General features: G+C 58.0%; 15 protein-coding genes. 7 read left to right on the forward strand and 8 right to left on the reverse strand.

Annotated elements, in window-relative coordinates:
* The 6 genes from RBR60_RS11285 to RBR60_RS11310 all read right to left on the reverse strand — a co-directional run.
* The coding region (locus tag RBR60_RS11285) for an amidophosphoribosyltransferase (protein ID WP_320356805.1) at positions 1 to 873 on the reverse strand (873 nt) is incomplete at its 3' end.
* 138 nt (positions 874 to 1011) lie between these two features.
* The gene (carB, locus tag RBR60_RS11290; RefSeq protein WP_320356807.1) at positions 1012 to 4239 is read right to left on the reverse strand and encodes a carbamoyl-phosphate synthase large subunit; all 3228 of its coding nucleotides are present in this window, start codon (positions 4237 to 4239) and stop codon (positions 1012 to 1014) included.
* 29 nt (positions 4240 to 4268) lie between these two features.
* On the reverse strand, positions 4269 to 5435 hold the full coding sequence (gene carA / locus RBR60_RS11295) for a glutamine-hydrolyzing carbamoyl-phosphate synthase small subunit (protein ID WP_320356810.1): 1167 nt from the start codon (positions 5433 to 5435) through the stop codon (positions 4269 to 4271).
* Positions 5436 to 5908: 473 nt separating this feature from the next.
* Positions 5909 to 8239 (reverse strand): FAD-dependent oxidoreductase, encoded by a 2331-nt coding sequence (locus RBR60_RS11300; protein ID WP_320356812.1) that lies wholly within the window; start codon positions 8237 to 8239, stop codon positions 5909 to 5911.
* 9 nt (positions 8240 to 8248) lie between these two features.
* A complete protein-coding gene (locus RBR60_RS11305) occupies positions 8249 to 9883 on the reverse strand; it encodes a glutamate synthase-related protein (protein WP_320356814.1) in 1635 nt (544 codons plus the stop codon).
* On the reverse strand, positions 9847 to 10977 hold the full coding sequence (locus tag RBR60_RS11310) for a glutamate synthase (RefSeq protein ID WP_320356816.1): 1131 nt from the start codon (positions 10975 to 10977) through the stop codon (positions 9847 to 9849). Before RBR60_RS11310 ends, RBR60_RS11305 begins: the two co-directional genes overlap by 37 nt.
* 416 nt (positions 10978 to 11393) lie before the next feature.
* Between RBR60_RS11310 and RBR60_RS11315 the strand changes: the two genes are divergently transcribed.
* From RBR60_RS11315 to RBR60_RS11325, 3 genes are all read left to right on the forward strand, one after another.
* Positions 11394 to 11711 (forward strand): cupin domain-containing protein, encoded by a 318-nt coding sequence (locus tag RBR60_RS11315; protein ID WP_320356817.1) that lies wholly within the window; start codon positions 11394 to 11396, stop codon positions 11709 to 11711.
* Positions 11712 to 11856: 145 nt separating this feature from the next.
* Positions 11857 to 14808: a bifunctional [glutamate--ammonia ligase]-adenylyl-L-tyrosine phosphorylase/[glutamate--ammonia-ligase] adenylyltransferase gene (gene glnE, locus RBR60_RS11320; protein ID WP_320356819.1), complete on the forward strand. Its 2952-nt coding sequence runs from the start codon at positions 11857 to 11859 to the stop codon at positions 14806 to 14808.
* A gap of 76 nt (positions 14809 to 14884) precedes the next feature.
* Positions 14885 to 16432: an NAD(P)/FAD-dependent oxidoreductase gene (locus RBR60_RS11325; protein ID WP_320356821.1), complete on the forward strand. Its 1548-nt coding sequence runs from the start codon at positions 14885 to 14887 to the stop codon at positions 16430 to 16432.
* A 60-nt stretch (positions 16433 to 16492) separates the two neighbouring features.
* Here RBR60_RS11325 and RBR60_RS11330 read toward each other — a convergent pair whose 3' ends face one another.
* The gene (locus RBR60_RS11330) at positions 16493 to 17431 is read right to left on the reverse strand and encodes a universal stress protein (RefSeq protein WP_320356822.1); all 939 of its coding nucleotides are present in this window, start codon (positions 17429 to 17431) and stop codon (positions 16493 to 16495) included.
* A gap of 420 nt (positions 17432 to 17851) precedes the next feature.
* Between RBR60_RS11330 and RBR60_RS11335 the strand changes: the two genes are divergently transcribed.
* From RBR60_RS11335 to RBR60_RS11350, 4 genes are all read left to right on the forward strand, one after another.
* The gene (locus RBR60_RS11335) at positions 17852 to 19708 is read left to right on the forward strand and encodes a DUF6880 family protein (protein ID WP_320356824.1); all 1857 of its coding nucleotides are present in this window, start codon (positions 17852 to 17854) and stop codon (positions 19706 to 19708) included.
* Between the two features lie 117 nt (positions 19709 to 19825).
* Positions 19826 to 20500: a YkgJ family cysteine cluster protein gene (locus RBR60_RS11340; protein ID WP_320356826.1), complete on the forward strand. Its 675-nt coding sequence runs from the start codon at positions 19826 to 19828 to the stop codon at positions 20498 to 20500.
* Positions 20500 to 20892 (forward strand): hypothetical protein, encoded by a 393-nt coding sequence (locus RBR60_RS11345; protein WP_320356828.1) that lies wholly within the window; start codon positions 20500 to 20502, stop codon positions 20890 to 20892. Before RBR60_RS11340 ends, RBR60_RS11345 begins: the two co-directional genes overlap by 1 nt.
* A 149-nt stretch (positions 20893 to 21041) precedes the next feature.
* Complete coding sequence (locus RBR60_RS11350; RefSeq protein ID WP_320356830.1) at positions 21042 to 21881, forward strand: 50S ribosomal protein L11 methyltransferase; 840 nt, start codon at positions 21042 to 21044, stop codon at positions 21879 to 21881.
* Positions 21882 to 22030: 149 nt separating this feature from the next.
* On the opposite strand, the gene RBR60_RS11355 is transcribed toward RBR60_RS11350, so the two are convergent.
* On the reverse strand, positions 22031 to 22816 hold the full coding sequence (locus tag RBR60_RS11355) for a rubredoxin-like domain-containing protein (protein WP_320356832.1): 786 nt from the start codon (positions 22814 to 22816) through the stop codon (positions 22031 to 22033).

A 22816-nucleotide genomic window follows, 5' to 3' on the forward strand; every position in this document is an offset into this window, starting at 1 on the left:
GGGAAAGGGCATGACAAGATCGGCCTTGACCGGTGCCTCCAGGGCTAAAGCCCTGCCGTGGGCCTTGCGGGTTTCATAGACATTCTTTTCAAAGATGGTGGAATCCGGCCGGGCGAAATAAATGTATTCGAAAATGCAGAAATGTCTTTTGGGTGCGGGATGGGGATTGAAGGAGCGGATGCCGTCCTCATGGATGATGACAATCTCACCGGGATCCAGCTCCCGGATGAACTCTGCCTGCACGAGATCCAGCGCACAGGTTTCCGAGGCCAGCACATAGCGGCCGTTGAGTTTTCCGAGACATAAGGGCCTGAAGCCGTTGGGATCTTTCATGCCGATGAGCTCTCCGTGGCTGGTGGCGGCCACAAAGGCGTAGGCCCCTTCCAGCCCCAAGGCCGTGCGGCACAGGGCCTCTTCCAGGGTGGCATTTTTCAGGTTTTTGATGAAAAGATGGATGGCAATTTCCGAGTCCATGGTGGTCTGAAAGATGGAACCCTCATCCTCCAGTTCCCGTTTCAGGATATGGGCATTGACGAGGTTGCCGTTGTGGGCAAGGGCATACTGCCTGCCCTTGTGCTGCACCACAAAGGGCTGGGCGTTCACCAGGTGGGAGCCGCCCGTGGTGGAGTAGCGTACATGGCCGATGCCCGTGCCACCGCCAAGGGTGAGGATGTCCTGTTTTTCAAAGATGTCCGGAACCAGCCCCATGCCCTTGTGACAGAGGATGGTTTTATCCCGGCTGACGGCGATGCCGCCGCTTTCCTGGCCCCTGTGCTGCAGGGCGTAGAGTCCGAAATAACAGAGCTGGGCGGCATCCGGATGCTGATGAACACCGAAGATTCCACAGGCTTCCTTTGGGCGATGGCAGGTCATGGCGTTTTTCCTTAGTGGTATCGTGCCTTATTTGGGTTTGAATTTTTCTGAAATTATACCCTCACCCCAACCCTCTCCCAGAGGGAGAGGGGGCCTTGAGGATGGCTGTTTTTCTTCCTTCCCATTGGGAGAGGGGGATTAAGAATGGTATTCCTGCAGGCTGCGGACATCCGGCGCACCCTGCTGCAAGACCGTCACGGCATGGCGGATGGATCGGGCTCCCGCCATGGTGGTGGTGTAGGGTACCTTGAACTGGAGGGCCGCCCTGCGGATCTGGTAGCCGTCCTCCTGAATGCGGGTGTCGTTGCTGGCCGTGTTCACAATGAGCTGGATTTCTCCGTTTTTAATGGCGTCCACCACATGGGGTCGGCCGATGGAAACCTTTTTGATCATGCGGTTTTCCACGCCATTTTCCTTAAACCAGGCAGAGGTTCCACGGGTGGCGGTAATGGAAAAGCCCAAAGAGGCAAACTCTTTGGCAAGTTTTAAAGCCGCAGGCTTGTCCGCATCCTTCACACTGATGAAGACGCAGCCCGAAGAGGGAATTTTCTGACCCACACCGAACATGGCCTTGGCAAAGGCCATGCCGAGATCCCTGTCCATCCCCATGACCTCGCCCGTGGATTTCATTTCAGGGCCGAGCAGGGTGTCCACCTCGGGGAAGCGGTCAAAGGGCAGCACCACTTCCTTCACGGAATAATGAAGGGGAATCACCTCTTTTGTGAAGCCCATATCGATAAGTTTTTCTCCCAGCATCACCCGTGTGGCGAGTTTGGCCAGGGGAATGCCCGTGGCCTTGCTCACAAAGGGAATGGTGCGCGAAGCCCTGGGATTCACCTCCAGTACGTAGAGGGTGTTTTCCTGAATGGCGTACTGCACGTTCATGAGGCCCACCACCTTCAGCTCTTTTGCCATGGCCTTGGTGGCAAGGGTCACTTCTTCGATCATGGCGGCGCTGATGCTGTAGGGCGGCAGGACACAGGCCGAGTCTCCGGAATGTACGCCCGCTTCCTCGATATGTTCCATGATGCCGCCAATTACCGTGGTTTCGCCGTCGCTGATGGCATCCACATCCAGCTCCACCGCATCGGAGACAAATTTGTCGATGAGTACGGGGTGGCCGGGGGAGGCCTCCATGGCAAGGCGGGTAAAGGAAATCAGGGCCTCATCGTCATACACGATTTTCATGGCCCTGCCACCCAGCACATAGGAAGGCCGCACCACCACGGGATAGCCGATGGTATGGGCCACCTTCAGGGCTCCTTCCACACTGGTGGCCGTGCCGTTGGGCGGCTGCCGCAGGCCGAGCTTGTGCAGCATGGCCTGGAAAAGCTCCCGGTCTTCGGCCCGGTCAATGCTTTCGGGCTGGGTGCCGAGGATGGGCACGCCTTCGGCATGGAGGGCCACGGAAAGGTTGAGCGGTGTCTGACCGCCGAACTGCACGATAACCCCGTCGGGTTTTTCCTTCTCAATGATGTGCAGCACGTCTTCCCGGGTGAGGGGTTCAAAATAGAGCTTGTCCGATGTGTCGTAATCCGTGGAAACGGTTTCCGGGTTGGAGTTCACCATGATGGATTCCACCCCAAGCTCCCTCAGGGCAAAGGCCGCATGGACACAGCAGTAATCGAACTCTATGCCCTGACCGATGCGGTTGGGACCGCCGCCGAGGATCATCACCTTCTTTTTTTCCGATACCCTGGCTTCGCACTCCTCTTCCCAGGTGGAATAGTAGTAGGGCGTGGCGGCCCGGAATTCCGCAGCACAGGTATCCACAAGCTTATACACGGGCGCAAGGTTCATGGCTTTGCGCCTTGCCGCAATGTCCTTTTCCTTCACTCCCGTCAGCCAGGCGATCTGTACGTCGGAAAAGCCCATTTCCTTGGTCTTTAAAAGAAACTCTCTGTCCATGGCGCTTCCCGCAGCCCGGATTTCTTCCTCAAAGGAGACCAGCTGGCGAATCTGATGGAGAAACCAGGGGTCGATGGCGGTCAGTTCATGGATGGCCTCCACGCTCATTTTCTGGCGGAAGGCTTCCCGGACGTAGAAGAGGCGGCGGGAATTGGGGGTGGCAAGCTTGTGGTAGAGTTCCGCCTGGGTGGGCTTTCTTCCTTCCAGATCCTCAATGTCCCGGCCATCGGCCCCAAGACCGAAGCGGCCGATTTCAAGGCTTCGCAGGGCTTTCTGCAGGGCTTCCTTAAAGGTGCGGCCAATGGACATGGTTTCGCCAACGCTCTTCATGGCCGTTGAGAGCACGTCCGGGCTTTCCGGGAATTTCTCGAAGGTCCAGCGGGGAATCTTCACCACGCAGTAATCGAGGGTGGGTTCAAAGGCGGCAAGGGTTTCGCCGGTGATGTCGTTTTTCAGCTCATCCAGGGTGTAGCCTACGGCGAGCTTGGCCGCGATCTTGGCAATGGGATAGCCCGTGGCCTTGGAGGCCAGGGCCGAGCTGCGGGACACCCTTGGGTTCATCTCCACGATGATCATGTCCCCGTTTTCCGGATTCACGGCAAACTGCACGTTGGAGCCGCCCGTATCCACGCCGATTTCCCGGATGATGGCAATGGCCGCATCCCGCATCACCTGATATTCCCGGTCGGACAGGGTCTGGGCCGGTGCCACGGTGATGGAGTCCCCCGTGTGTACGCCCATGGGGTCGATGTTTTCAATGGAGCAGATGATGACCACGTTGTCGGCCCTGTCCCGCACCACCTCCAGCTCGTATTCCTTCCATCCGAGAACGGATTCCTCCAGCATGACCTGGGTGATGTGGCTGGCATCCAGCCCGGCCTTGGCGATTCTTTCCAGCTCCTCCATGTGGTAGGCCACGCCCCCGCCCGTACCGCCCAGGGTGAAGCTCGGACGCACGATGATGGGAAAGCCGATTTCCTCTCCGATGCGGCGCACCTCATCCAGGGTGTGGGCAAAGCCGCTTCTGGGGATACGCAGCCCGATTTTGTTCATGGCATCCCGGAAGCGCTCCCGGTCTTCGGCCTTTTCAATGGCCTCTATGGAGGCACCGATCATCTCGACCTTGTATTTTTCGAGAACGCCCATGCGGGCAAGGCTTAAGGCCGTGTTGAGGCCTGTCTGTCCGCCCAGGGTGGGCAGAATGGCATCCGGTCTTTCCTTTTCGATGATGCGGGCCACGGTTTCCGGGGTTACGGGCTCGATATAAGTGCGATCCGCCGTTTCCGGGTCTGTCATGATGGTGGCGGGGTTGGAGTTTACCAGCACCACCTCGTAGCCTTCTTCCCGCAGAGCCTTGCAGGCCTGGGTGCCGGAGTAGTCAAATTCGCAGGCCTGGCTGATGATGATGGGGCCTGCGCCGATGATCATGATTTTATGGATATCCGTCCTTCTGGGCATGGAAGTCTTCTCCGTATTGATAAAAGGGGTCAGACCCCTTTTGTTAAACCCCTTTTTTCTTTTTTCCATTCCGCCACCATTTCAGAAAAATCCCTGAAGAGATAGTGGGCATCATGGGGGCCGGGGGCGGCTTCGGGGTGATACTGCACCGTAAAGACGGGAAGATGGTTGTGGCGGAAGCCTTCCAGGGTGCCGTCATTGAGGTTCACATGGGTGACGGTGACAAGGTCAGGGTCCAGGGTGGTAATATCCACGGCAAAGCCATGGTTCTGGCTGGTCACTTCCACCCGGCCCGTGGCCTCGTTGCGCACGGCCTGGTTGCCGCCCCTGTGGCCGAATTTCAGCTTGAAGGTTTTGCCTCCCATGGCAAGACCCAGAAGCTGGTTGCCAAGGCAGATGCCGAAGATGGGCTTGAAACCGAGAAGTTCCCGAATGGTTTCCACGGCATAGGTAACGGGCTCGGGGTCTCCGGGGCCGTTGGAAAGAAAGATGCCGTCCGGGTTCAGGGCCTTTACCGTGGCCGCAGGTGTGGCGGCGGGCAGTACCAGCACCTCAAAGCCTGCGGCCTCAAGGGAGCGCAGGATGTTGTACTTCACCCCAAAATCAAAGGCCACCACCGTATGGGCCCGGTTTTTCCGCCAGAGGGAGGCATCCGGTTTTTTGGAAGCGTCCACGGGAATGCGCCGTCCTTCCCGCCAGAAGTAGGGAATTTCGGTGGAAACTTCCCTGGCCAGATCCAGACCCGCCATGGAAGGCAGGGCTTTGGCGCGGGCCACCAGAAGGGCGGCATCGCTTTCCCGTGTGGAAATCACGGCCCGCATGGCTCCCTTTTCCCGCAGATGCCGGGTGAGGGCGCGGGTATCCAGCCCTTCAATGCCCATCACGCCCTGGGATTTCAGATAGGCGGCCAGAGAAGAGGTGGCGCGGTGGTTGCTGTAAAAATCCTGGTACTCCCTGACGATGAAAGCCGAAACCTGGATGCGGTCGGACTCCACATCTTCGGGGTTCACGCCGTAATTGCCCATGAGGGGATAGGTCATGGTGACCATCTGTCCCCTGTAAGAAGGGTCTGTGAGCACCTCCTGGTACCCGGTCATGCTGGTGTTGAACACCGCCTCGCCGCCCACTTCCCCCGCGCCGGTAAAACTCCGGCAGGAGAAGACGCGGCCGTCTTCCAGGGCGAGAATCGCTTTCATGGAACCCCCTTGCGTGGAAACGGCGCAGCTCTCCCGGACGGGAAAACGCGCCATTTTTTACAGGAAAAATATGTTCGGGTGGATGCGGTCATGCCGTAAATAAAAACCTGTGATAGTTAGCACCGGATCTTTTCCATGTAAAGCATGAAAATGTTTTTATCGAAAAAATATAAAAAACCAAAGGGATGAGGTCGGAAGGGCAGGCACGGGGGCCTGCTCCTACAAAACAGAGGCTGCACAATTCATTCGCAGGTGCAGATTGTGTCTGCCCTACCTGCTCCTTTATGGCGCTGAGGCCGGTCGTGAATATTGTCGTTAAGAACCTTAATGACCTTAAGGACTTTAAGGTCTTTAAGGTCTTTAAGGAAAGTGAGGGAAAAAGAGCATTGGGACACCCTCAAAACTACATTTTTGCAACTCAACAGGCTTGATAAAAATTGTGGGTAAAGCCCAGCCCAAAGGGAGAGGCAGGATCAGGCCAGAGGGACTGCGGGATGCAGATCCCAGACCCCGCAGGGACAGGCTCCGGCGCAGAACCCGCAGGCAATGCAGCGGTTGGCATCCACCTCATAGGCAAAGCCCCCGGCCTTTTCCTCTTTCCTTGCTATGGCTCCCCTGGGGCAGACCGCCACACAGATGCCGCAGTCCCGGCAGCTGCCGCAGGAAGCACACTGGGAACCGCAGCCGCCCAGCTCTTCTTTGGCCGGAACCCTGGGGTCAAAATATTCCAGATGCACCCGCTCCAGCTTGAGAATGTCCCGGGAGTCCATTTCCGGAAGCCGACCTGCGGCCATGTCGCAGATGGCCTGGGCCGCCTTCCGGCCCGCACCGATGGCATCGGTGATAAGGCCCTGGCCCACCATGTCGCCGATGGCAAAAATCCTCGGGTCTGTGGTCTGACCGTATTCATTGACCATAACCCGCCCCTTTTCCACCAGCACGCTTTCCGGCAGAAAATCCAGCACAGGCGCATCCCCGATGGCCGTGACGATGGTATCAGCGGGAATCAGCTCTCCGTCCTCCAGCAGCACGCCCTTTTTGGTGAAGGCCCGTGTAAAGCAGGGCCAGCGGAATACGGCTCCGGCCTTTTCCGCCTCATCCCGTTCCACGCCAAAGGCCGCAGGCTTCTGGATGTCGATGAGGAGAATGCTTTCCGCTCCCAGTCGTTTGGCTTCTGTGGCCACGTCACAGCCCACATTGCCCGCACCGATGATCACCACGTTTTTACCGGGACGGATGGCATCGGCCTTGGCCTTTTCCAGAAACTCCAGGGAAGAGATCTGACGCTCTCCGCCTTCTACGGGAAGCAGTCTCGGTCTGGATGCGCCCGTGGCAAGAATCACATAATCGTGATCCGCCCGGAGCCGCTCCACATCCTTGCGGGTGAGGGGCTGTTTGATGTGGATATGGGGAAGCACCGATGCAGCCCGCTCCAGCTCTTTATCCAGCACCTCCTTAGGGATACGGGACTCGGGAATCACCGAGCGCATCTTGCCGCCCAGCTCCTTGCTCTGATCCAGCACCACCACCTCATGACCTTTGGCCCGAAGCTGCCAGGCCACGGAAATGCCCGCAGGCCCCCCGCCGATGACGGCGATCTTCTTGCCGGAAAGGGCGGGAAAAACGGGCAGAATTGCGGCAATGGAAGCCCGGCCCAGGGGGCGAACATCCACAGGGGCCATGAGGGCACTTCCCCGCGTACAGGCTCCCATGCAGGGGTTGGGGCAGAGATAGCCGCAGACCGTGGCAGGGAAGGGGGTGTAGCTTAAGGCCATGTTCACGGCCTCGTCCATACGGCCATCCCGGATGAGCTGCCAGCGCTGCTGCACGGGAATACCCGTGGGGCAGGTGCCTTCGCAGGGGGCCTTGAATTTCCGGTTTTCCCAGACAGGAATGAAGCGCCGCATCTCCCCTGTGGTGATGAGGGGAAGGGGACTCATGTCCAGATCCGAAAGATCGCCGATGAGCCCGCCCTTGCCCAGCTCCCCGTCCCAGATGCCTTTGCGGAAATCTGCCATGGAACGGCGGGCCACTTCCCGCTTTTCCATGGGAGACCGCGCCACAAGGCACTGCCAGTCTTCCCGTATGGCCAGTTTGTCGTAGAGTTCGGGCTTTTTGATTTTCAGGAGAAATTCGGAAAGACCCTTTTTGAGCCAGAGCCAGTCTTCCTCCTCGATCACCGCCATGCGGGCATCGGCCTGACTGAAACCCGCCATGGGCCCCCGGAAGAAGACCTGACCGCCCACCATGCCCACGAGGGGCCTGTGGCCCAGGATGTTGTCCGGATTCTGGGGCTGCCATCCGCAGATCACGGCCCTGCCGCCCGCCATGAATTCTCCGAAAAAGTCCCCTGCGGACCCCAGCACCCAGAGTTCCGGCGGGGCAAAGCGGGGGTTGCGCTTGGTCATGGTCATGCTGCGGGAGCCCACGGAACCCGCCACCCAGACCCTGCCCTGGGCCATGCCGTTGCAGGTGCCGTTGCCCGCGTTTCCGTGGATGAGGATGCTGGCTCCGGCGTTGAGCCAGCCCGTGTCTTCGGAGGCGGGCCCCATCACCTCGATTTCCGTGTTGGGATACCCAAGGCTGCCCAGGCGCTGGCCCGGCGTGCCCTTCACCCGGATGCGCACCGTTTCAGATGCTTTCCAGAGCCTGCCGCCAATGCCGTGCTGACCTGCGGCCAGGATTTCGAGGCTGCGGATGCCCGCCTCCACGGCTTCCTGCACATGTTCTTCGAGAAGCCGCGACTCAATGCGGATACCGTCGCTGTCTTTACCTTCTATGATAAGCGTTTTGGTTTTCTGCATGGTTTCCTCCTACACCACATAGCGGATGCCGAGGCGTTCGGCCGCATGGAAATCGTTGATGCCCAGAGCATCGGACATGCCGATGGGCAGGGAGGTGGAGCGGCCGAGGGGGGCGAGAATCTTTCTCAGTTCCATGTCAAAGGCCAGATACAGATCCACTACCCGTTCCGCCACCTTTTCCGCATCCAGCCTGCGGAAGATGCGCGGGTCCTGGGAGGCGATGCCCTTGGGGCAGAGGCCGATGTTGCAGATGTTGCAGCGGTCCTGCTCGGAGCCGAGGCATCCTGCCGCAGCCTGCATGATGTATTTTCCCGTCTGGATGCCCGAAGCGCCCAGCATGATGAGGGCTGCGGCGTTGGCCGCGAGGTTGCCGTTCTTGCCCACCCCGCCTCCGGCAAAGAGGGGAATCTCGTTCTGCTTGCCCACCTTCACGAGGTTTAAGTAGGCATCCCGCAGACTGGAGGCAATGGGATGGCCCATGTGGTTCATGGACACGTTGTAGGCGGCCCCTGTGCCCCCGTCTTCCCCGTCAATGGCAAGGCCTGCGGCATAGGGGTTGCGGGTGAGGTTGTTCAGTACGGCAAGGGTGGTGGAGGTGGCGGAAATCTTGGGATAGACCGGCACCCGGAAGCCCCAGGCCATGCTCATGCTCTGGATCATTTTGGCCACGGATTCCTCGATGGAATACTGGGTCTGATGGGTGGGCGGGCTGGGCAGACTCACCCGTTCGGGAACCCCCCGGATGGCGGCGATGAGCTTGTTCACCTTGTGCCACATGAGAAGCCCCCCGTCTCCGGGCTTGGCCCCCTGGCCGTACTTGATCTCAATGGCGCAGGGATCTTCCTTCATTTCCGGAATGGCGTGGATGATTTCATCCCAGCCGAAATAGCCGGAGGCAATCTGAAGAATCACATATTTGAGGAAGCGGGAGCGGAGCAGCCGGGGCGGGCATCCGCCTTCGCCCGTACACATGCGGACAGGCATGCCCAGCTCTTCGTTGAGGTAGGCCACCCCCATCTGAAGCCCCTCCCACATGGGAGGAGAAAGGGCGCCGAAACTCATGCCGCCGATGACCAGAGGGTAGATCTCCCGCACGGGCGGCATCCAGCCATGCTCCCGCTGATGTTTCAGGGCATCTCTGGGTTCCAGCACCCGGCCCAGCAGGGTGTTCAGCTCAAAGGTATGGCGACCGGCATCCAGCGCCGGGTCCGTGAGCATGGAGATGCGGATGAACTTGATCTGATCGAGAAGCCCTGCGGGATCGTTGCGCCGACCGCCCCGGCTTCTCGGCTGCCCGCCCTGATTGATATGAAAACGCAGCTTGTCCCCGCCATCGTTTCTTTCCGGAAGAATGGCATCATTGGGGCAGACCATGGAACACATGGCGCAGCCCACACAGGCATAGGCGGGGCTGGTGCGCTGACGGATGCCGTAGCGGATGGTCTGGGAGGAGGCGGGTTTTTCCGCAAGGCCGAGACCTGCCGTGATTTCCCGTTTGCGAAAAACCCCCAGCTCAATGGCGTTCACCGGGCAGACGGCCGTGCAGCTGCCGCAGAGGGTGCATTTGTCCTGATTCCAGCGGATCTGCCAGGGCAGGTCGCTGATGCTTAAACTTGACGGGATAATCTGTCCGTTTGCCGACATACCGTAACCTCCTTGCGATCCGGGCCCACCACGGCCATATCCAGGTGCATGGGTTGAAAATCCTTGGTTTTGTCCCGATCCGGGATCACCGTGTCCAGGCCGCAGACTTCCGAGGAAAATCCCCAGATGCCGGGCTTGCCGCCCACGAATCCGGGGCGGAGCTTCTTGCTGTCCTGGGCCATGAATACACTGCCGTCCGGCAGGCTGCCGATGACGCAGTTGGGCCCGTCAATGATGAGCTTGCGGCAGCTCTGCTTAAGGGTGCGCAGAAGCCTTGCGTTGGGGTGGGCCGTAAGCGCTGCATCGGGAAGGGGAGTGATGATGTGCTTGTAGGCTTCCAGGGGCAGATCCAGAAAACGCTCCATATAATGAAGGATATGGACAAAGACCTCGGAGTCCGACTGAAAGCCCATGTAGCCCTCAAAGCCCCGGGATTCCAAAAACTCTTTTACGGGAATGAAGGCCGTGTTCTCCCCGTTGGTCATGGTGGCGTAGCCTTCCAGGAAAAAGGGATGGCAGGCATAGAGATTGATGGCATAATTGGTGTTCTGCCGCCCCTGGGCCAGAATGACGCGGGCGGTGAGGCCATGGCGGTCGAGATCCAGATACCGGCCCACGGTGAGGGGATCACCGATCTCCTTGATCATGACCACGTCGGGCCAGAAGGAAAAGACGATCATATCGCCCTCGGCCTCGCCCATCTTCCGGAGCCGGAGGCGGGTTTCCATGAGACGGCGGTGCTTTTCCGTTTCAGAAAGAGTTTCCCAGGCACTGGGATAATCGTAGGCCCGGATGAGGTAGATATCCCGCTTTGGCGTGCCCGCAGGCGGGGTGGCCGGAAGGCGGATGCCCATTCGGTATTTGGTCATGAACCCGATGTCCATCATCAGGGCATCGAGTTTTTTCAAACCCGCTTCCGTGAAAATGCCCGAAAGGATGGGGCTGCCCTTGACTGCTGCAAGGGGGCCGCCCAGATCCCTCAGGAAAAGGCCCACGCCGGAGCCGTCGTGGCCTTCCCGCATGGTGTCCAGGGCTTCCAGGGCCTTCATGGGAGAAAGGGGGGTGTCACTGCTTACGGCAAATAAACGGCACATGCTTGCGTCTCCTTACATGGAAAAGGCCTCCTTGGGCCTTGTCTTTTCCAGGTCCTGCCTGACTCCAGGACATAATGCACAAAAGGTGCCAAAAACATACAAGCTCCAATTTATTTATCATTACTTAATAAAGACAATAGCTTGCCATAAGAGCACCCTCTGTTTTCGGATTTCTTTTACGGGATGCATGGGTTTCTTTTTTTGCAAATACCACGATTTTTGTGATACGGATCACAAAAATGTAATCTTTAAGGAACTGGCATTCCTGAAAAATGAGGCATGAAAGGATCATGGCACAAAAACCTTTTATTTTAAAAGAAAAATTGCTTTTTAACTCCTTCTTCTGCCACCCTGAACGCCAGAAGCCCCACCCCGAAAAAAACCACCGGATACCCCCAGCCTAAGGAGCTGATCCCATGAAAGCTTCGTTTTTCCAGAACATTCCTGTTCGGCCTGAAAAGGAAATCTTTGAAACCCTTGTTGAGGAAAAGGGGGTTAGCATTGAAAGGATTGTTTCCTGCGCCCATGCCTCCCCTGAAGGTTTCTGGTATGATCAGAAAAGAAACGAATTTGTCCTTGTGATGCAGGGACGTGCGTCCATACGTTTCAAAGATCCGGATACCACGGTAATCCTGGAGACGGGCGACTATCTTCATATTCCCGCCCATACCCTGCATCGGGTGGAATGGACAGAGGCCGGAGTGGAAACCCTCTGGCTGGCTGTGCACTATTAAGACCTCTGGCATGGAATCCGCAAGGAGTCCCAACGGACCAGAGCAAACAGGGGCATCCTCAGGCGTCCTTTCCCGGAAAACCTCTGGCCCAAAGGAACGCCTGGCTGCATCATAGCCTGACAGGAAAAGGAAAAGGTGGGTAGGGATGAACAAAAGTATGGAAACGGAAAGCAGGGGGGGGGAAAGCACAAAAACCCCAGCCCCCCGGGTCTCGGAAGATCTGCTCGCCCTCCTGACGGAGCGGCATCCGGAGACCCTTGCCTGCCTGAAGGCCTCCCGACACCTCTGGCCAGAGGATGTTTTTCAGGATCTGTGCCGGGTAGCCGCCATGAGTGATTTTTTCGCAAGGGGATTGCGACTGGATGCGGATCTTCTGATCCACCTCAGGGATGAGAATCTTCTGACAGGCCCCCCCCCCTGTGTGCGGGATACGGTGGAAAGGGCCGTGGCCAAGGCCGATTCTGAAGCAAGCCTCTCCCTCCTCTTAAGAAAGGTCCGCCATATCCGCATGATGGCCATCTGCTTCCGGGATCTTTCCGGCCGGGCGTCCCTGGCCGAAACCCTTTGCTCCCTTTCAACCCTCGCAGAGGCGGTGGTGGATGCGGCGGCCTGTTGGCTGCACAGAAAAATGATCTCCCTCCACGGCGAGCCCCTGGGCGAGGAGTCCGGTAGCCCCCAGCGTCTGGTGGTCCTGGCCATGGGCAAGCTTGGGGCAGGGGAGCTGAATTTTTCGTCGGATATCGATCTGATCTACGCCTATCCCGAGCCCGGAGAAACAACGGGCCCGGATGTGATTGCCAATGAGACCTTCTTCACCCGCCTGGGGCGTAAACTCACCGCCGTTTTCAGCGGCAATACGGGCGGTCCCCTTTTCCGGGTGGATCTCCGGCTCCGGCCCTTTGGGGAAAACGGTCCCATGGTCATGCACTTTGACGCCATGGAGTTTTATTATCAGACCCAGGGACGGGAATGGGAACGCTACGCCCTGATCAAATGCCGCCCCATATCGGGAAATCCCCACCAGGGCAGGGAGCTGCTTCAGCGGCTGAAACCCTTTGTTTTCCGCCGCTACCTCGACTTCGGAGTTTTTGACAGCTTACGGGAAATGAAGCAGTCCATCATGGTGGAAATCCGCAAAAAGGGGATGGCGGACAATATCAAGACCGGCTCCGGCGGCATCCGGGAAATCGAATTTTTCGGACAAGCCTTCCAGCTCCTCCGGGGAGGCGTGGTGCCGGGACTTCAGGAGCGGGAAATTCTGAAAATCCTTGAAACCCTTACCCGGTTTCGCCTGATCCCTGCCAGCACACGGGAAGATCTGAAGGCCGCTTATTATTTTCTCCGCCACACGGAACATCGCATTCAGGCCTGGGAAGATCGCCAGACCCACCGGCTGCCCCAGGAGAATGCCGCGCGCAAAGCGCTTGCCGCAGCCATGGGATTTGAAACCTGGGAATTTTTCCTGAAAGCCCTGGATGTCCACCGCATGCGGGTGCATACCCACTTCCGGGGCCTTCTCGCGGTGGAGGAAGAGGGGAGGGAAATTCTCCGGCCCATGGCGGCCCTGTGGAAAAACAGGCATATGGACCCAGACAGCGCCACGGGCCTTCTGGCCCAGGCCGGATACAAAAATCCGGAAGCCGCTTTCCGCAAGCTCGATTATTTCCGCGAAGGGCTTTTGAACCAGGCCATGAGCGCTGAGGGAAAAAAACGACTGGATACCCTCATGCCCCTTCTTCTCGAATCCTGTGCAAAGGGAGAAAATCCGGAAGAAGCCCTGGATCGCATTCTGGATCTGCTGCGCGCTGTGCAGCGCAGAAGCACGTATTTTTCCCTTTTTCTGGAACACCCATCAGCCCTGAACCATCTCGTACGCCTTGCCAATGCCAGCCCCTGGATCATGGATTTTCTTTCCCGTCATCCCGTACTTCTCGATGAACTGCTCGATCCCAGAACCCTGTACCAGCCTCCGGACCGTGAGGAATTGCAAGAAGACATCCGTCGTCGGATGGAGGGCCTTGACCCTGAAGACCTGGAAGCGCGGCTGGAGACCCTGTGCGTGTTCAAGCAATCCGGTCTTCTGCGGGTGGCGGCTGCGGATGTGACCGGCGAATTTCCCCTCATGAAGGTGAGCGACCGGCTCACGGAAATTGCCGAAAGCGTGGTCTCAGAAATTGTGGATTTTTCCCATCAGGAACTGGTGCACCGCCATGGCAGACCTCTGGATGCCAGGGGAGAACCCATTGAAGGCTGGGGTTTTGCCGTCATCGCCTATGGCAAGCTCGGAGGATTGGAACTGGGGTACGGTTCGGACCTGGACCTTGTCTTTCTCCATGAAGACACGGAAGGTTTTACGGAAGGGGGAGAAAAACCCTTGGGATCCGCCCAGTTCTTCACCCGGCTGGGCCAACGGGTGATCCATTGCCTCAAAGCCCATACAAGGGCTGGAAGCCTCTATGAAACGGACCTGCGCCTGCGGCCGGACGGCAATTCCGGCATTCTCGTGGTTCCCGTTTCGGCCTTTGGCGAATACCAGCGCCGCCAGGCCTGGACCTGGGAGCACCAGGCCTTGGTGCGGGCACGCGCCATCTGCGGCAACCATCATCTGGCCGACCGTTTTGCGGCCATTCGCCATGAAATCCTCTGTGTCAGACGGGATCCGAAAATTCTCCGGGAAGCCATCCGGGAAATGCGGGAAAAATTAAGGCAAGCCCATCCCCGGCCAGAGGCCGGTCTTTTTGATCTCAAACAGGATCCAGGCGGCATTGTGGACATCGAGTTTCTCGTGCAGTACATGGTGTTGGCCCATGCCCACAGGGCACCGGCCCTCACCCGCTGGACGGACAATATCCGTATTTTGGAAACCCTCTCTGAAACCGGCGTGATGCGGCCCGAAGAAGCCACCTTCCTGCGCAGCGCCTTCCTTCTGCTGCGTGTGGCTGTACACCGGAAAAACCTTCAGAACGAGCCCTCCCTGGTTCCCCAGGGACGTTTTGAAAAACTCCGGCAAGGGGTCAGGGAAATCTGGCTGCGATATATGGAAGAAAAGAGTGGTCTGGACTCTGGCCTTAAAAAGACAAAACCGCGCCTGAGATAACCTTCACATCATACCCAAAAGCCCCAGGAAGCGGGCCTGGCCCCCAAAAGAAGGCCCGCTTAACGAAAGATGCCAAATGAAATCCTTTGAAATCCGGGTATCTCCGGAAGAAATTGAAGACAGAGAAAAACTTCACCACAGAATTCTCACCCAGGCCAAGCCCAGCGCCCCCCAGCGTTTTGACTGGCGTATCGCCAAAAAATCCCTGGATGCACGGGGCAGAAATCCTGTTTTTGTGCTGCGCATCGAATGCTGGGAAGGTGAAAGCCCTCCCCTTGAAACCCTCCGGGGCTTTGAGCCCGCCTCCCTTTCCGACAGAAGGGCTGTGATTGTGGGGGCAGGGCCTGCGGGGTATTTTGCGGCCTTACGGCTTCTGGAGCATGGCATCCGCCCCATTGTGCTGGAGCGGGGAAAGGATGTGCGCACCCGCCGATTTGACATCAAGGCTTTGTACAAGGGAATTGTCAATCCCCATTCAAACTACTGTTTTGGCGAAGGCGGAGCAGGCACCTATTCGGATGGCAAACTGCACACCCGATCCACCAAAAGGGGAGATATGCGAAGGGTGCTGGATCTTTTCTGCGCCTTCGGCGCCAAAGAATCCATCCGCGTGGAAGCCCATCCCCATCTGGGCTCCAACCGGCTCCCCGGCATTGTGAAAGCCATGCGGGAAGCCATTGTGTCCGCAGGCGGGGAGGTGCGCTTCGGGGCCTTTGTCCGGGATCTCATGCTTGAAAACGGTCAGTTCAGATCTGTGATTCTGGAAGATGGGATGCGGGTGGCGGGCGAGGGCCTCATCCTCGCCTCAGGCCATTCTGCGCGGGATGTGTATGCCATGCTCCATGCCAGAGGAATCCGGGTGGAAGCCAAACCCTTTGCCATGGGTGTGCGCATTGAACATCCCCAGGCAGCGGTGGACGCCATTTTTTATGGGGCTTCACCCCGGCACAGAAATCTGCCGCCAGCGGAATACCGGCTCACCTGCCAGGCCACAGGCAGGGGGGTCTTTTCTTTCTGCATGTGTCCGGGCGGATATGTGGTTCCCGCATCCACGGCCCCCGGCGAACTGGTGTTAAATGGCATGAGCTTTGCCGAGCGTGGGGGGTCTTTTGCCAATGCAGGGCTTGTTACGGAAATCCGCCTTTCCGACCTCAAAGAAGACCCCTCTGAAAATCCCTTCTGCGCCCTGGATTTTCAGAGGCGGGTGGAGACCGCCATGTTCCGCGGCGGCAATGGCAGCCAAGAAGCCCCGGCCCAACGGGCAACGGATTTTGTGGCGGCCCGGCTCTCCGCTTCTCTTCCAGAAACCGCCTACATTCCCGGAGCCTATTCCGCACCTCTCCATGCCTGGCTACCGCCCGTGGTCTCCGAAGCCCTCAGCGAAGGGCTCCGGATTCTGGGCCGCCAATACCGGGGCTTTCTCACAGAAGAAGCAACCCTCCTTGGCGTGGAATCCCGCACCAGTGCGCCCATCCGTATCCCAAGGGATCCTGAGACCCGCATGCACCCTGGGGTAAGAGGGCTCTTTCCCTGCGGAGAAGGAGCAGGGTATGCGGGCGGTATCGCCTCTGCCGCCATGGACGGCCTGGCCAGCGCCGATGCCTTTGCCCGCTTCAGCCCCTAAAACCCCTTTCCATGGATGCCAGAACCTGGGGAACAGCACATATCACGGATTTACCCACGGTCAGGAAATGATCCACACGGTCTGTTCCCTGGCCATTTCCACGAGCTTTTCCCCCACCCTTCCAATGAGAAAATCCTGGATCCGGGAAAGCCCCCGACGCCCCACCAGCAGGGTTCCCCATTTTTCCCTTTCCGCTGTATCAATGAGCCCCAGGGAACGACTCACATATCCATGGATGATGCCTGTATCCACGTTTTCCGAAGCCACGCCCTTTTCCTGGAGCAACTGGGCCGCCTGGGCCAGGGCAGGCTCGATTTTCAGCTTGCGGGCGTACTCCTGTTCCGCCTGAGCCGTGCTTCCCCCTTCTGCCTCTTCCGCCGAGAGACCGGAAAACCCCCCAATACTGCGGGCCACATGGCGGATATGGAACTGCTTGTCCCTTCCCCCAAAAAGATCTGCGGCCAGATGCAGACAACGCCTGGATCCGTGGGAATCATCAAACCCGATGAGCACATGCCGGGTTTCGGGGTTGTCTCCCACAAGAACGAGGGGGAGATTCTGGATCCGCGACACAAGCTTACGGGCAATGCTGCCCACTGGCAGACGGGAAAGATTGGAAAATCCCTTGCGCCCTGCAAAAACCGCCGCATACCCATCCAGACTCTCGGCCACGATATCCCGGGTGATGCCTGTTTTTCTCCGCTGCATTTTGATGGTCACCGCTTTTTCAGGAAAGCCTGCGTTGATAAAAACCTTACGCGCCATCTCCAGGCTGCTTGCAAAACTCTTGCTCTGCCGACCGGCCCACTCCACCATGCTTTCTTTGTAAAGCCGGGTTTCGGGTTCCGGGTAGATGTCCCAGAAAGATTCAGGGATATCAAACTCCACAAGGAAAAGAACAATTTCCGAGCCCTCCTTGGGCAACATCGCGGCCGCATAATGGGCGGTGACCATGGAAGGCCCGGAACCATCCATGGCAATGAGATATTTCTGTTCCATAACACCCTCCTTTACGGGAAAATTCCTGTTTTTGAATTCATGCCAGGAAATTGCATCTTGTGTGCCATGTACCCTGGGGGCGACCTTTTTTATGCGCTGAGACCCGGAAATCCGGGGCCCGGAAGAACCCCTGAGACATCCGGACGGCCCTTTTTTCATTTCTGGTTCACCCCGCCCCCAGGCCTGACCCCATCCAGGTCTGCAGGTAAAAAACGGAAGAAGGATCTCTGCATGGATCTTGTCAGGATTCTTGGCAGCATGTAAAGGGCGGATGTGAATCCAAGGCCCTTCCCAAGACCCAGGTCCGCAAGAAGGCCCTTGAAAAAAAACGGTTCAGGAACCATTATGGCAAGTTCCCGGATTGTGAAAAAAATGCGGGAGGAGCCTTGGGGATGGGAGCGCAAAAAAAGGGGGAGCAGCATGCATGATGAAACAAGGGCCATGCCAGGGGGAAAGAACGTCAAACGGGATCTTTCGATTCTGAACCTGGAAACGGTCAATCGTTTTCTCACGGATCTTGCGGAAAAGGACACCCGGATCCGGGAACGGGTGGAGGCCCTTTTTCTTTCATCGGATGCAGCCATGCTTTCCGAAAGCCTCAAAGCCCGGTTGGATAGTTTTCATGCCCTTCCCGAAGCCCTGGGTTTTCGGGATCTGTTTCCCCTTGCCAGGGATTTCCGTGCCTTCCTGTCGGATACGGAAATTCTCATGGCACCTTTGGATGCGGGTGTGGCTCTGGATCTGGTGGACCGTTTTCTGGACCTTGACCGCATTCTGGACGGGCTGGAAGAGGGCGGCGGGCCTTTGCAGGCGGTTTTTTCCGAGGCCTGTGATCTCTGGCTGGACCTGGCGGCAAAGAGCGGACTGGCAATGCCATGGGGAGAAAAAATTCTGGCTCACTTCCTCAAAGACCGCTTTGGCGTACGCGCCAATCTGATGCGCCATGGCGATCGCCTGCTTTCCCAGGAAAAACTGGCCCTCCTTGCGGATCGCATGCTGGCGGATGCCGAGGAAAAGGCCCTGGATGCCGGAGGGGAATGGCGGCGCTACCGCCTTGCCATGGGCCTTCGTTATCTTTCCCAGGCCCTGCGAGATCCGGAGCTCATGGCCCAGAGTGTCACCCTCGTGCAGACCGAACCCAGTCCCCGGCAGATTGGGGATATTGTACAGGCTTACCTCGATTATGAGGGGCCTGAAGCGGCCTTGGCCTGGCTTACCGGCGACTGGGGAGAGCGGGAATTGGAGCGCCTGGATCTTCTGGACCAGGTGTATGGCGCCATGGACGATCGGGAAATGCTTTTCCAGATCCGCAGGGAACGCTATGCGGCCCAGCCCTCTGCGGAGTATCTGCTGGCCCTGCTGGATGTCTGTGACCCCGAGGAAAGGGAGGCCTTTCTTGCCACAGCACCGGAAACGGCTCGCCATACCACAAGCCTGTATTCAGGTCTTAATCTTCTCCTTTCCGTAGGGGCTGTGACGGATGCGGAAACCCTTCTTGTGGAAAGGCAGGCAGATCTCACCGCCTATGACCACACGGCGGTTTTGCGTATTCAGGAAAAATTTGAAGCCGCCCATTCCACCCTGGGCCAGATCCTCTGTTACCGAACCCTGGTGGAAGGCATTCTGGAAGAGGCCCGTTTCCGGGCCTATGTCAAGGCCGTGGGCTATTGCGGCATTCTGGCCCGCCTGGATGAACGTTTCAAGAACTATGGCCTGATTCCGGACCATGCCGCTTATCTGGCTTCCCTGCGGATGCGCTATGGAGATAAACGGGTTTTCTGGCAAAAACTGGAGGGCCAGGAAGACTGGGAAGGGGCCCTGAATACCCAGAGGGAAAATGACGACACCTCGGACCAGGAGGAGCCTGATCTGGATCCGTTGGAAATGGAGGAATTTACGGGCTCCTCTTCTGCCAGGAATGAAGACTTCTGGCAGGGAGAGGGAAGGGGGCTGCGCCTGGACAAAAAGGCCGGACGAGAAAATCTTTCTTCCCATGGCGCTCCGCGAAAATCCGGGCGCAGCGCTTCCGAAGACAAACCGCTGGCCAAGGTCCCCAGGGGAGTTTCTGCGGGGGAGGAGCGCCGAAATGTTCCACGTGAAACATGGGATGGGGATGGGGGCCGGAAGGTTCCACGTGGAACCCCGGAAGAAAGCCCGGAGGACAGGGCCCAGGGACCCAGCGTCCCTGCCAGCCTCCGCAAGTCTCCACGCCGGACTCCCGATGAAGGAGGCGGCCGGAAGGTTCCACGTGGAACACCAGGGGGGATTCTGGGATAAATCCCCGTGCCCTCGGCCACGGATCTTCGGTTGAATACGGCCCATGGGGGTGTTATAGGAGTAGGGCTTTGAATCAAAAAAACCGGCAATCCCAGGATTGCCGCAGGAAAGGATACCATGGATTTCACACAATTTTTCAAACAGTATGAAGTGCTGGTGGCTTCAGCGGAAAAAGCCTTCAATCGGGTCCGGGAGTTGCATCCGGAGGCCGTGCGCTGTGCCACCCGCTGTTCGGATTGCTGCCATGCCCTCTTTGATCTTTCTCTGGTGGAGGCCCTCTATATCAACCAGAAATTTTCCGAAACCTTTTCCGGAGCAAAAAAACACGCCATCCTGGAACGCGCCAACCGGGCGGACAGAAAAATTTACCGCATCAAGAAGGATGCTGTAAAAGCCAGGGACGAAGGCGTTTCCGAAGTGGAAATCCTGGGTCGCATGTCCATGGAGCGGGTGCCCTGTCCCCTGCTTGGAGAGGATGACACCTGTGAGCTCTACGCCTTCCGCCCCATTACCTGTCGTTTGTACGGCATCCCCACTTCCAGCAATGGAGTCAGCCACACCTGCGGAATGTCGGGATTTGAACAGGGCAAACCCTATCCCACGGTCAACATGGACGCCCTGCACGAGAAGCTCTATCAGGTTTCCAAGGACATGGTAGATGCCATGAAGACCCGGTATACACGCATGGCGGAGATGCTGGTGCCCCTTTCCATGGCCCTGCTCACCGATTATGATGACACCTATCTTGGCATCACGCCGGAAAAGCCCGAAGGCAAAGAGGAGAACGCCTGATGCAAGGCCCGAAACCCAAAGCCGAAGCCCCTCCCTTTTCTCCGGAGGAAATTGCCCAGAGAAAAAAAGCCATCTTTGACAGCATGGGTAAAAGGGGACAGCAGAAAATCCTGAAGGATGGGTATGATGCGTGGGACCCCTTTGCCGAACCCAAGGATCCCATTGATATCCGAACCGAAGGCACACACAGAACCACCCATGACCTGATTCAGGAGTTCCTCAAAACCCGACCCCATGAGCGGTTTTCCACACCCTATGGCAAAGCGGCCTATGAGATGGCCCTCGGGATCGTGAACAACGATGACCGGATCCGGGGCTTGTATGATTTTGCCCTCTGGTACAGAGATCTTCTCATCCGTGAAGGCAAGAATCCGGATCTCCAGAAACCCTAAAAAAACTCGCTGTCCACTACATGGCCAGAGGCCAGGAATCCCTGCGTTTCCTGGCCTCTGCTGCTTTTAAAAAAAACAGGACCTGGGAAGCAGGCAATGGCGCGCCCTGCCCCCGGCCAAAAGACAAGACCTGAAGAAGGGAAGCGAGGATGGATGAAAAAAGCCTGTCTGAAACCCTGATGCAGTGGGTCCTGGATGCGGAGCATGCCTGGACACCGGCAGAGCTTCTGCGGGAAATGGGCCTTGCAACCGGCGCCTCCCGACGCCTCCTGCAAGGCCTGCTGACATCTCTCGTTGAAAAGGGCGAGCTCACATATCTCGTGCGCCATGGTCGGACCTGCGTGCAACGGGGCTGGCAAAAACCCCTGGCCCTTGGCAAAAAGACCCAGCTCCTGGCACCCGGAGTTTCTCCTCTTCCGGATCGGGTGCCTGTGATTCTTTTACCCGGAGCCAGCTTTGGAAGCGGAGACCATCCCACCACCCGACTCTGCATTGAGGGCATTGAATCCATGGTGAAGCCGGGCGGCCGCATGCTGGATGTGGGAACGGGCACAGGCGTCCTCGCCCTTACAGCGGTGCGCCATGGCATGGCCGAGGCCCTGGCCGTGGACAATGACCCCCTGGCTGTGCACGAAGCCAAAGAGAATGTGCGTCTCAATGGCCTTGACCATGCCGTGCGCGTGGAAGCTCTCTGGTCGCCAGAAAATCAATGGGACCTGGTGGCCGCCAACCTCAGACCTCCTACCCTCATGGAACTGGCGGAGGTGCTGGCAGAGGCCCTGGCCCCCGGAGGCGGCCTCGTACTCTCCGGTATGCGGGAAGGGGAGATGGGGCTTGTGGCCCGTACCTATGGGGCCCTTCTGCGGGAAAGGGGCGCTGGGAAGGAAAAGGGCTGGGGAAGCCTCCTGTTCACAAAAGAACCTCAGGGGTCTTCGCCTTCAGAACAAACACCGCCAGGATCGCACCATTCAAACGCTGGGGAAGCCTGACGCTGATTCATACCAAGATATGGGCTTTTGCCAGATCGCCAATCCTGACGCATTCTGCAAGGCCGATTTTTCCGGCCATAAACTCAAAAACCCCCCTGCCTTCCTCTTCCCGGAAAGCAGGGGGGTTTTGGTTCATGGGAAAAAAGGGCTCAGCCCCGCCTGCCAAAGACCAGCTTACCGCCCAGATGACCGGCGATGCCCGCAGCTCCAAGTGCGATGAGGTGGAGCAGAAGATAGAAGAAACCACCGGCCTCAGCGCTGAAGCTTCGCCAGACCACCAGAAGGATGACGCAGATCACCGTGACAGCGGCACAGAGCATTTTGGTGCGAAAGACCTTGGTCATGGCGGATCTGTAGCGATCCCGCCACTCCACATATCCTGTATAAATCACAAGGGGCAGGGCGAGAAAGACCATGGTCAGGTTGAAGTAGGCCGCCAGTTTGAATGCCTGGGCATTGAAAAGCATGCCGATGAGGGCAAAGAAGACGGCGATGGGCAAAACCCCATTGGGGATGTGTACGGAAATGGGATGGGCATGGTGGCGAAGAATCTGCGCATCCACCCACTGCCTCGGATGATCTTTCACCGTGAAACGAAGTTCTTCTTCAAGGGAAGCGCCCTTTGCCCTTCCCGTTTCCGCCCCTGCCTGGGAGGAAGCCCCGGCCTCCCCCCCAGGTTCAAAGGCGCTGCGATCCGCGCCGCAGACCGGGCAGGTATCCGGGGGAAAAGCTTCTGTATGGACATAACCGCATACGGCACATCGCCAGCGCGAGGCGGAACCCGGCTCCTTTGCAGCCTGGCCTGCGGCTTCCTGGGCCGGAGAAGCGGTTTCGGGCTCAAATACGGCTTTGCTTGCACCACAGACGGGGCAGGCCTCCGGAGGGTCCGACTCCTTATGCTTGTAACCGCAGACCGCGCATTTCCATTCCTGCAT

This window comes from Desulfobotulus sp., assembly GCF_034006065.1.
In the GTDB taxonomy this organism is placed as follows: domain Bacteria; phylum Desulfobacterota; class Desulfobacteria; order Desulfobacterales; family ASO4-4; genus Desulfobotulus.

Excerpts from the sequence above, each read along its gene's own strand:
- carB (WP_320356807.1), bottom strand. The coding sequence starts at position 4,239 with ATGCCCAGAAGGACGGATATCCATAAAATCATGATCATCGGCGCAGGC.
- carA (WP_320356810.1), bottom strand. The coding sequence starts at position 5,435 with ATGAAAGCGATTCTCGCCCTGGAAGACGGCCGCGTCTTCTCCTGCCGG.
- RBR60_RS11300 (WP_320356812.1), bottom strand. The coding sequence starts at position 8,239 with ATGCAGAAAACCAAAACGCTTATCATAGAAGGTAAAGACAGCGACGGT.
- RBR60_RS11305 (WP_320356814.1), bottom strand. The coding sequence starts at position 9,883 with ATGTCGGCAAACGGACAGATTATCCCGTCAAGTTTAAGCATCAGCGAC.
- RBR60_RS11310 (WP_320356816.1), bottom strand. The coding sequence starts at position 10,977 with ATGTGCCGTTTATTTGCCGTAAGCAGTGACACCCCCCTTTCTCCCATG.
- RBR60_RS11315 (WP_320356817.1), top strand. The coding sequence starts at position 11,394 with ATGAAAGCTTCGTTTTTCCAGAACATTCCTGTTCGGCCTGAAAAGGAA.
- glnE (WP_320356819.1), top strand. The coding sequence starts at position 11,857 with ATGAACAAAAGTATGGAAACGGAAAGCAGGGGGGGGGAAAGCACAAAA.
- RBR60_RS11325 (WP_320356821.1), top strand. The coding sequence starts at position 14,885 with ATGAAATCCTTTGAAATCCGGGTATCTCCGGAAGAAATTGAAGACAGA.
- RBR60_RS11330 (WP_320356822.1), bottom strand. The coding sequence starts at position 17,431 with ATGGAACAGAAATATCTCATTGCCATGGATGGTTCCGGGCCTTCCATG.
- RBR60_RS11335 (WP_320356824.1), top strand. The coding sequence starts at position 17,852 with ATGCATGATGAAACAAGGGCCATGCCAGGGGGAAAGAACGTCAAACGG.
- RBR60_RS11340 (WP_320356826.1), top strand. The coding sequence starts at position 19,826 with ATGGATTTCACACAATTTTTCAAACAGTATGAAGTGCTGGTGGCTTCA.
- RBR60_RS11345 (WP_320356828.1), top strand. The coding sequence starts at position 20,500 with ATGCAAGGCCCGAAACCCAAAGCCGAAGCCCCTCCCTTTTCTCCGGAG.
- RBR60_RS11350 (WP_320356830.1), top strand. The coding sequence starts at position 21,042 with ATGGATGAAAAAAGCCTGTCTGAAACCCTGATGCAGTGGGTCCTGGAT.
- RBR60_RS11355 (WP_320356832.1), bottom strand. The coding sequence starts at position 22,816 with ATGCAGGAATGGAAATGCGCGGTCTGCGGTTACAAGCATAAGGAGTCG.